The following is a 9,020-nucleotide window of genomic DNA, read 5'->3' as shown; positions in this document are numbered from 1 at the left end:
GTCGCGCGCGGGGCGGGCGCGGTGGACTCGGTGGCGGTGCGGCGGACGGGCGTGGGCTTGAAGGACGCGGCGACGTCCCCCGGAGGGGCTTCCGCGTGCGGAGACTTCACCTGCGCGGTGGCCGCGGCGGCGGCTTGATCCGTGCCCTCCTCCGCCTGGAGCGCACCGGCGGCCTCGCTGACGCGTGCGTCGTCGGCGCGGCTGGCCAGCTCCAGGAGGGTGCGCGTCTTCTGGCGCTTCTCCTCGAAGAGCTCGCCCATCACGGCGGTCATCTGGTCTTCGTCGAACAGCTCGGCGCCCAGCGTGGCCTCGATGGCGCGCGCCATCTCCCGGCAGGTGCCAAAGCGCTGCGTGGCATCGCGCGACAGCGCCTTGAGCGCCACCGCTTCCAGGGCCTCCGGTACAGCCGGGTTGAGCGAGCGCGGCGCGGGGATCTCCCCGTCCACGATCTGCATCATCACGGCCGCCTCGCCCGGCGCGTTGAACAGGCGCTGTCCGGCCAGCAGCTCGTGGAACATCACGCCCGCGGAGAACTGGTCACTGCGGCCATCCAGGTCCCGGTTGCGCACCTGCTCCGGGGACATGTATCCGCTGGTCCCCTTCACGGTGCCCACCTGCGTGCGGCCCAGCTTGCCGCGCGCCTTGGCGATGCCGAAGTCGATCACCTTCACGACGCCGTCGTAGGTGAGCATCACGTTCTTCGGGGACACGTCGCGGTGCACCACCGCTACAGGGCGGCCCGACGGATCCATGAAGTGGTGGGCGTAGTGCAGGCCCAGGCACGTGTCGCGAATCACGCGTGCGCTGAAGCCCAGCGGCAGCGGGTACTTGCGCCGCTCCGCCATCTTCACCACCTGCTCCAGGTTCTGGCCGGGCAGGAACTCCATGGCGAGGTACAGCTCGCCGTCCTCCTCCCCCAGGTCGAACACCTGTCCGATGTTCGCGTGCGAGAAGGCCGCGGTGATGCGCGCCTCGTCGAGGAACATCTTGACGAACTGGTCGTCCTTCTTGATGTCGGGGAGGATCTGCTTCACCGCCACGAACTTGCGGAAGCCGCCGGGGCCGGAGGTGAACGCGAGGAACAGCTCCGCCATCCCGCCCATCGAGAGTCGGGTGAGGATCTCGTATTTTCCGATGCGCCTCCCCCGGTCGGGATCGTCTCCGGCGCCACCCTGCATGCTCATGGCGGAGGGGATGTTACCCGCCGCGCCCTCCCAGGTCGATGATCGTCTTTGCAAGTAGGCCGCTCCCGAAGCCGAGAGCCCCGGGAAAGCCGCTCAAGCACCGAACCGCCGGCGCCGCACGTCGAGCATCCAGCCCTCGAGCGCGGCCACGGCCGGCGGGTGTGGCTCCAGAGGCAACAGGGAGGCCGCGTCCGCCGCGTCGAGCACCGTGAAGGCGCGCGTCACCTCCCGCTGCCACTGCTCGCTGAGCGCTTCGGTCAGTTCGATGCGCTCGCCGCGCTGCTTGCGCTCCACCAGCTCACGGGCTTCACCAAAACCATACGGTTCCAGCAGGACGGTGACGTCCGTCTCCACCTCGCCCGTGCGCAGCGCATGCGTTCCAGTGAGCGTGGTGCGCAGCACGTACAGCAACTTCTTCACGGAGCGGAACCCACTCTTCTCCCACTCGCGCAGCTGTCCCTGCGCGAAGCCGCGGTAGTGCCGGTGGATGCGCCGCGACAGCACGGCCCGCACCTGGGGCCGCAGCGTCTCCAGCTCCGGCAGGGCCCGCACGGTGATGGCGCCCAGCACCCGCTCAATGTAGTTGCCGTTGCCCTGGAGGATGCCCAGCAGCACGGGCTGCAGCTCGTTGGACGAGTAGTCCACCTCCACGCCCTCCAGCACCTCCAGCCGCTCGGCGGGGACGTGCCGGGGCTGGAGGCCGAGGAGCGCGGCGGTGGGCGCGATGTGGATGGCCTTGAGGTCCAGGTCGCTGTCGTGCGACGGGAAGCCGTACGCATGCGCGCCGGACAGCGAGATGACCAGGTGCTCGCGCTTGAGGGACTCGTCGTCCAGCACGCGGTCCGCCATCCGCTCCTGATGGTCCGTCACCCTGCCCTTCATTCCGTCCCTCCTTCCAATGCCGGAGCCTCCGGCGCGTCACGGCCCAGCGGTCCGGGCGTCTTCAAGACCCAGCGCCGTGCCACCTCGTCTCCCACGCGCCGCAACAGCCGGTCCGCGCGGGCGTAGTCCGGATGCTCCGGCAGCCGGCTCTCGCGGTGCGCGGCCTCCAGCTCCGGCGCCATCGCCTCGGCGTCGCGCAGCACGTCCTCCAGTGGCACCTGTCCGCCCTTGATGTCGAGCAGCCGCGCCTTCAACACCCCCGTCGCTTCGAAGGTCGGCACCCCGTCGCGCAGCCAGCCCGTCGCCAGCGCCACCAGCCGCAGCAGGTTGTAGGCGTTCTTGGGCCGCAGCTCCCGAGCGGACGGTGGACGCTGGCCTCCGCCGCGCGCGTACGCCGTGAGCGCGGCGAAGTCGTTCGCCGCGAGCAGTCCCTGGTCCCAGAGCGAGCGGTAGAGCTGCTTGACGTACGTCTTCGCCGCGAGCACCGCGTCCTCGGGCGTGGGCGCGGAGCGGGGCGACACGGCGGCCAGGCGCCGGGCCACCTCGTCCAGGTCCGGGGTGGGCTCCTCGCACAGCCACGCGAGGAGCAGGTCGCGGTGCTCGGCCAGCCGCTGGCTGCGGGTGAGCTTGTCGAGCTGGCTCATGGCGTAGCGCCCGAAGCTGCCGAAGATGGCCTTGGAGACGAACGCCTCGCGCGCCTCCAGCACCCACGTGCCCAGGTCATCCACCGGGGTCGCGCCGGGGACGAAGAGCGTCTCCAGCGTGTTCGGATCCGCGCGCAGCGCCTGCTCCACCGTCTTGCGGACCTCCCAGTACGTGGTGCTGCCATCCGCGCTCACCAGGTCCTGCGGCGGCTGCCCCAGGCCCAGCGTCCACGGCAGGGGCAGTGCGAAGACACCGCGAACGTCCACGTCGGAGCGCTCGTCCGCGAGCCCCCAGGCATGACTGCCCACGCGCGTCTCCAGCACCACGCACGGCCGCAGCGCGCCCCAGGCCGCCTCGCGCCGCTGGGCGAACTGCACCTGGCCCGCGCGCCGGGGCACCAACTCGTCCCGCGCGAACCACACCTCGCCCACTCCGACGATCTGCACGTCGAAGCCGCCGTCATGCGCGCGCACCACCCGGCCGACCACCCCCTGGGGGATGCGGCGCCCCGCGGACGCCACACGTTCCACGCGCGTCGTGACCTCGGTGCCATGCGGCAGGGGCACCGACAGCCGGTCGATCTGCTCCAGCCCCCGGACCCGCGCCTGCGGGGAGGAAGAGGTGTCTCGGGTGTCGCTCATCGGTCCCTCCTGGATGGGATGGTGGGCCATGGTGGACGCAGCGAAGCACGCCAGCCTGACCCTGCACGGCGCTTCCCGTCAGCGCGCGATGCGTCGCACGGCGTCGGGCCCGGAAGGCAGAGGGGGGAACAGCCCCTCCACTTCGGACGCCAGGGGGAGCGCAGCCACCGCGCCCAGCCTCGTCACCACGCGAGCCCCCACGCCCGCGGCGAAGGTCATGACAGCGACCAGGTCCTCGCGCGTCGCCCCCTCCAGTGAGCGCGCGTCGCCATACCCGCGCACCAGTCCGCTCAGCATCGCGGACACGAAGCCGTCACCGGCGCCCGTCGTGTCCACCACCGTCACCTGCGGCGCGGGAACGGAGAGGACCTCACCCTGCCAGAGGAACACCGCACCGCGCGGGCCCAGCGTCACCACGGGCAACCGCACGCCCTGGGCGGCCAGGACATGCAGGGCCGCCTCGGGCGAGTGCTCGCCGGTCGCGAAGTGGATCTCCTCTTCCGACAGCTTCACCACCGTGCACAGCGGGAGCATGCGGCCCAGGAGCGCCCGCAGCTCCTCGGGCTGCGTCCACATGTGCAGCCGCAGGTTCGGATCACAGCTCACCAGCATCCCGGACTCACGCGCCAGGGTGAGCATGCGCACCATGGCTTCACGCGCCTCCGGCAGGAGCAGGGAGTTGGAGCCGCAGTGCAGCGCCTTCGCACGCCGCACGAAGCCGCCATCCACGTCGGAGTCATCCAGCAGGAACTCCGCTGAACGCGTCCGGAAGTACGTGAAGCTGCGCTCGCCGTGCGCATCCAGCGAGACGAACAGCAGGCCCGTGCGAGCGTGGTCCACCTGGCGCAGGCGGCTCACGTCCACGCCGTCCGCGGCCAGCCGGTCCCGCAGGAAGTGGCCGAACTCGTCCGAGCCCACCACGCCCACCATCGCCGAGCGCAGGCCCAGCCGCGCGAGCCCCACGGACACGTTGGCCGGAGAGCCTCCCGGCGATGGCTTCCAGGCCTCCACGTCCCGCACGCGCGTGGCGCCCCCTGCCACGGGAAGGAAGTCCACCAGCGTCTCGCCGACACACACCACGTCCAGCGGTCCGGCCTCGTGCATGACACTCCCCCCTGCGGGCCGCGCGCCGCCCGTCAGTCCAGGCCCACCTGCGCCATGAAGTCCACGCTCTTGAGCTTGCGGCCCAGGTGGTGCGCGATGAAGACGTTGAGCAGTCCGCGCGCCCGAGCACGAAGGTCCGCGGGCAACGGCGTGCGCGCCCCTTCCTGCAGCGAACGAAGCCCGGCCAGCAGCGCCACCGGCACCGCCACCGAATCACGCGCGCGTCCGCCACACGGCTCGCACACCGCGCCACCGTGGCCCTGATCGAACCGGGGCCGCTCGCCGGGCTGTCCGCCACACAGCGAGCAGGAGTCGAACCGGGGCATCAACCCCGCCTGCGCCAGCGCCGCCAGTTCGAACGCGAGCAACGATGTGGGCCCGGCCTCCTTCGCGTCCAGCCGGTGCAGGTAGCCCTCCATCAGCTCGAACAGCTCCGGGTGCGGTTCGTGTTCGCGCGTGAGCTCGCGGCACAGCTCCACCGCGTACAGCGCCCGGGCGATGAGCGACAGATCCTCGCGCGCGGCGTAGAAGCCCGCGACGATGTCCGCCGAATCGATCCGCACCGTGCTGCCGCGCGTCTCCACCAACTGCACGCGCAGCCGCATGAACGGCTCCAGCGCTCCCGCGAAACGGCGCTTGCTCTTGCGCGCACCCGCGGCGAACGCGGTCAGCTTGCCGTGCTCGCGCGTGAGCAGCGTCACCAGCCGGTCGGACTCACCATAGTCGACCGTGGACAGCACGAACGCATCGTCGGCGTACCGCTCCATAACCCCTCTTCAACGCGCGGCGGGGGGCGGAAGCTTCCCGGTCAGCACCAGGAACAGGCCCGCGCCCAGGAGCAGGACCGCCAGGAGCACGGCCAGGATGACGTACGCCCGCTTGCGCCGCGCCTTCTCGAGCTGCGCCGGTGAAGGCGCGGGCACCGCCCGGTCCACCTCCTCGTAGCGCAGCGCCGCTTCCTCCGGCGACAGGCCGATGACCTGCGCGTACGCGCGGATGTAGTTCAGCACGAACACGCGCTCGGGCAGCCGCTCCACCTGCCCCGCCTCCAGCGCCGCGACGAGGCTGGGGGGAATCTTCGTCTCCCGGGAGACGTCCTCACGCGACAGGCCGCGAAGCTCGCGCTGCTGGCTGAGGTATTTGCCGAAGTCGACGTGGTCCACGGTCTTTCGGGGCCCCCGCGGCTAGAGGTGGTCCAGCAGTGAGCGGCAGTCGTCCTTGAGCACCTGCTCGGTGGGCTGGGCCTTGGACTCGCAGCCCGCGAACGCCTTCTTCGCCTCCTCCACCCGCCCGAGCTTCGCCTGGCACACGCCTTCGCGGCGGTAGGCGTCCGCCACGTCCGGGCACTTCTCACGGTAGTTCCCGAACTGCCGGCACGCCTCCTCCGTCTTGCCCGTCTCGTCGTAGATGATGCCCAGGTTCTTGTAGCCCAGGCAGAACTCCGGGTTGAGGGTGATGGCCGCCTTGATGTTCTGCAGCGCGCTCACCGTGTCGCCCTTCTTGTAGAGCGCCCAGCCCATGTTCCCCTGCGCGGAGTAGCCGTAGCGGTACTGCATGTCGTTGAGCGACTGCTCGTACAGCTTGATGGCGTCGTCGTAGCGCCCCTGGTCCAGGCGCAGGTTGCCCAGGTTGGTGCGCGCGTCGGAGAAGGACGGCCGCAGCGCCAGCGCCTTCTCGTAGTGGGACGACGCCTCGTCGAGCCGCCGGAAGGACAGGTGCAGCAGGACGCCCATGGCGTTGTGCGCCTCCGGGTTGTCCGGATTCTGCTCCAGCGCCTTCTGGTACTCCCCGAGCGCGTCCTGGACGTGGCCGTGCTGCTGGGCCTGGATGCCCAGGTCGTAGTGGATCTCCGAACTCTGGCGCTCCTTCTCCGTGGGGACGTGCGCGCAGCCCGCCGACGCGAGCGCGAACGCGAGGAAGCAGGAGGAAGTGATGCGGGACATGGGTGCCAATCCGGGGTGGAGGTTCAGAACGCGGCCAGGAAGCGGCCCAGGGTGGTGGCGACGTTGCGCTTCTCTTCGGCGCGGGCCTTCACGGCGGGCACGAGCGTGGGCTCCCGGAAGAACACGGGCAGCGTCTTGAGCCACTCGTCCTGCTGCGCGGGGGCCGCGGCACGCCAGTTCGCGTTGTCCATCATGAAGCCCAGCGACTCCACGAACGCGAGCGCGTCGTCCTCGTCCTCCCGCAGTTCGTCCGCGGACTGGATGCGCCGGCCGGACACGTACACCGCGCAGTCCCCCTCCTCCACGAGGTACAGGTACACGAAGACGCCCGCGCCCTGTCCGCCGCGAAGCCCCACCACGAAGGCCTGCGCGGGTCCGGCCTGCTTGCCGGGAATGGCCACGTGCGGCGTGTTGAGGGGCAGGTGCAGCGCGAGCACCTGCTCGCGGTTCGCGGGGAGCCCCCGGTAGCGCTCGTCGATGGTGAACACCGTCGTCTCCCTTCCCGCGCGCACCCTAGCGGGTGGTGAGGGTGAACTCCTCGGTCGCGTCCTGCGCGTCCGCAGCCGTCTTCTGGAAGCGGATGAGGGGCGTGTCAATCATCACGTTGCCGCCGCCCTCGTTGCCCTCGCCGATGATCACCTTGAAGACGTTCGCGGGCGACGTGCTGCGGCGGCTTCCCCCCGCCTGCTTGCGGGCAATCAGCGTCACCGCGTTCGCACCGGGACGCAACTGGCTGGTGATGTCCACCACCACCTGGTCCTCGTTGTTGCGCAAACGACGCAGCCAGCGCGAGTTCACGTACACGTCGATGTCGAAGTCCGTCATGCCCGGCGTCGTCTGCTCCGTCACCAGCCAGTAGCGCTGCGTGATGCGCCCCGGCACGGACGGGGAAGCGGCAGGCGCGGGGGCCTGCGCGACGACGCCCGCGTCCGGGGGCGCGGAGGCCGGAGGAGTGGCGGTGGATGGCGGCGTGGGTGTGGGCGTCACGGTCGTCACGCGGGCGGCGTAGCCCGGCGCGTCGATGTGGACGTTCCCCTCGCCGTCAATGCGGACGGTGGCTTTCTCGAAGCGCTGGTTCGTCACACCATCGATCTTCACGCCGTTCAGGAAGACCGAACCGGCCAGGGCCAGCATGGGAACGAGCGAAGCCGCGACGGTGAGTGCGATGCGGGCGGACGGACGGGGCATGGGGGGCATTCCTCCTGGGAATCCTCAACAGTCCCGGGGGCTTGCAACGACTTAGCGCACCCGGGGGAGCGGGACAAGGCGGGGACGGCCCCACTTGGAGCGCTCCGCCGCCCCGAACATTCACCTGGGGGCCCGTCTTCCAATCCAGCCGCGCGGGCCCTCAGGGCGACGCGGTCGGCGTCTCGTCGGGTGTTGGCGGAGGCGGGCCGCGCTGCGCGAGCGCCCAGTCCCCGCCCAGGCCGTGGCCCTCGCGGAAGCGGCGGAAGTCGCGCCTCACGGCCCGGGGGTAGCGGCGGAACTTCTCCAGCTCCCCGGCCTTCATGGCGTCCCGGATTCGCGTGGGGCCCGCGTTGTAGGCCATCAGCGCCAGGTCCAGGTCGCCGCCAAAGCGGCCCTGCAGCGAACGCAGGTAGCGGATGCCCAGGCGCACGCAGACGGCGGGGTCGGCCACCACTTCCTCGCGCGACAGCCTCAGGCCTTCCTTCTCCGCCAGGAAGTGCAGCGTGCTGGGCTTGATCTGCATCAGGCCGCGGGCGCCCTTCTCGGAGACGGACTCCTCCTCGAAGTCGGACTCCACGTCGATGAGGGCCAGCACCAGCAGCGGGTCATAGCCCGTGCGGCGCGACTCCTCGTCGATGGCCTGTCCCAGCCGCCGGCGCAGGGTGAGCCCCAGGTCCGGGGCCCGCTTGGCCAGCACGGCGTCGATGAGCGCCGCCTCCTCGGAGACGGCCTCCTGCGCCACCACCTCGGGGACCACGGACTGGGGGGCGGACTCCTCCAGGAGGGGCACCACCCGCGCGGACACCACGAGTGCCACGCCCGCGAGCAACGGGAGCCGGGAGCACCCGCTGCTCAGGGCGTGCAACCCCGCGAAGAACCGCGTTCCCAGCGACCTGCCGCCCGAGGCGGCGGGTCCTCTCACTTGCGGTGCTCCAGGGCCTGGATGCGTTCGTTCAGACGCTCCAGGCGGGCACCAAAGGCCTGCAGTTCCTCGCGGCGGGGCAGCTTCAGGAGCGTCAGGGCCGTGCGGACCCGCTCCTCCACGTTGTGCTCCAGGTCCTTGCGGTGCCCCGTCAGCCGCTCCGCGAACTCGCGGGCCTGACGCTTCACCTCGTCCTGGCTCCAGCCCGCGACGGACGCCACGCGCTGCACGGCGCGGGAAGCCTCTTCTTCGGCCGTGTTCACCGCCAGGAGCGCCTGGCTCCAGATCCGCTCGAACGCCTCCGCCACGGAAGGCTTCTCTCGGGGGGCCTCGGTGTTGTTGTCCATGAAGTCGCTCCGGGAGTGACCCCGGGCCCTTCCGGTGGAAGGAACCCTGGGCATTCAAAGGGGTTTGCGACCTAAGCACACCCCATGGGTGATGGAAACGCTGCTCAGGCCCGCGGAGAAGACGCCGCGCCGCCCGAATTCTTGGTCGAAGGGTGGGCGCGCCG

At 70.8% G+C, this 9,020-nt stretch carries 11 protein-coding genes; all 11 read right to left on the bottom strand.

Translation table 11 applies throughout. From position 1 onward, the window contains the following. Positions 1-1,184, bottom strand: a 1,184-nt coding sequence (locus tag D7W81_RS36860; RefSeq protein ID WP_147445756.1) for a serine/threonine protein kinase, incomplete at its 3' end; no start/stop codon positions are given. Between the two features lie 93 nt (positions 1,185-1,277). Next, positions 1,278-2,066: a nucleotidyltransferase domain-containing protein gene (locus D7W81_RS36855; RefSeq protein WP_208721602.1), complete on the bottom strand. Its 789-nt coding sequence runs from the start codon at positions 2,064-2,066 to the stop codon at positions 1,278-1,280. After that, positions 2,063-3,352, bottom strand: a complete 1,290-nt coding sequence (locus D7W81_RS36850) for a DNA polymerase beta superfamily protein (protein ID WP_120560055.1) — start codon at positions 3,350-3,352, stop codon at positions 2,063-2,065. Before D7W81_RS36850 ends, D7W81_RS36855 begins: the two co-directional genes overlap by 4 nt. A gap of 78 nt (positions 3,353-3,430) precedes the next feature. After that, the gene (locus tag D7W81_RS36845) at positions 3,431-4,456 is read right to left on the bottom strand and encodes a carbohydrate kinase family protein (protein WP_120560054.1); all 1,026 of its coding nucleotides are present in this window, start codon (positions 4,454-4,456) and stop codon (positions 3,431-3,433) included. Positions 4,457-4,488: 32 nt separating this feature from the next. Further along, entirely contained in the window at positions 4,489-5,223 is a 735-nt protein-coding gene (gene recO, locus D7W81_RS36840; RefSeq protein ID WP_120560053.1) for a DNA repair protein RecO, read from the bottom strand. A gap of 9 nt (positions 5,224-5,232) precedes the next feature. Next, on the bottom strand, positions 5,233-5,619 hold the full coding sequence (locus tag D7W81_RS36835) for a helix-turn-helix domain-containing protein (RefSeq protein ID WP_120560052.1): 387 nt from the start codon (positions 5,617-5,619) through the stop codon (positions 5,233-5,235). Positions 5,620-5,640: 21 nt separating this feature from the next. Beyond that, positions 5,641-6,399, bottom strand: a complete 759-nt coding sequence (tgl, locus tag D7W81_RS36830; RefSeq protein ID WP_120560051.1) for a social motility TPR repeat lipoprotein Tgl — start codon at positions 6,397-6,399, stop codon at positions 5,641-5,643. A 23-nt stretch (positions 6,400-6,422) separates the two neighbouring features. Further along, positions 6,423-6,887, bottom strand: a complete 465-nt coding sequence (locus D7W81_RS36825) for a social motility and stimulation tgl protein (RefSeq protein WP_120560056.1) — start codon at positions 6,885-6,887, stop codon at positions 6,423-6,425. Positions 6,888-6,912: 25 nt separating this feature from the next. Further along, entirely contained in the window at positions 6,913-7,587 is a 675-nt protein-coding gene (locus tag D7W81_RS36820; protein ID WP_120560050.1) for a hypothetical protein, read from the bottom strand. A gap of 160 nt (positions 7,588-7,747) precedes the next feature. Beyond that, the gene (locus tag D7W81_RS36815) at positions 7,748-8,509 is read right to left on the bottom strand and encodes a lytic transglycosylase domain-containing protein (protein WP_120560049.1); all 762 of its coding nucleotides are present in this window, start codon (positions 8,507-8,509) and stop codon (positions 7,748-7,750) included. Next, positions 8,506-8,856: a phasin family protein gene (locus tag D7W81_RS36810; RefSeq protein WP_120526755.1), complete on the bottom strand. Its 351-nt coding sequence runs from the start codon at positions 8,854-8,856 to the stop codon at positions 8,506-8,508. Before D7W81_RS36810 ends, D7W81_RS36815 begins: the two co-directional genes overlap by 4 nt. Positions 8,857-9,020: the final 164 nt, after the last annotated feature.

This window comes from Corallococcus aberystwythensis (genome assembly GCF_003612165.1).
In the GTDB taxonomy this organism is placed as follows: Bacteria; Myxococcota; Myxococcia; order Myxococcales; family Myxococcaceae; genus Corallococcus; species Corallococcus aberystwythensis.
Note: the sequence above shows the minus strand (reverse complement) of the source record. Positions and strands in the feature narration are given on the sequence as shown.

Coding starts and splice junctions, on each gene's coding strand:
- D7W81_RS36855 (WP_208721602.1), bottom strand. CDS start 2,066: ATGAAGGGCAGGGTGACGGACCATCAGGAGCGGATGGCGGACCGCGTG.
- D7W81_RS36850 (WP_120560055.1), bottom strand. CDS start 3,352: ATGAGCGACACCCGAGACACCTCTTCCTCCCCGCAGGCGCGGGTCCGG.
- D7W81_RS36845 (WP_120560054.1), bottom strand. CDS start 4,456: ATGCACGAGGCCGGACCGCTGGACGTGGTGTGTGTCGGCGAGACGCTG.
- recO (WP_120560053.1), bottom strand. CDS start 5,223: ATGGAGCGGTACGCCGACGATGCGTTCGTGCTGTCCACGGTCGACTAT.
- tgl (WP_120560051.1), bottom strand. CDS start 6,399: ATGTCCCGCATCACTTCCTCCTGCTTCCTCGCGTTCGCGCTCGCGTCG.
- D7W81_RS36820 (WP_120560050.1), bottom strand. CDS start 7,587: ATGCCCCGTCCGTCCGCCCGCATCGCACTCACCGTCGCGGCTTCGCTC.
- D7W81_RS36810 (WP_120526755.1), bottom strand. CDS start 8,856: ATGGACAACAACACCGAGGCCCCCCGAGAGAAGCCTTCCGTGGCGGAG.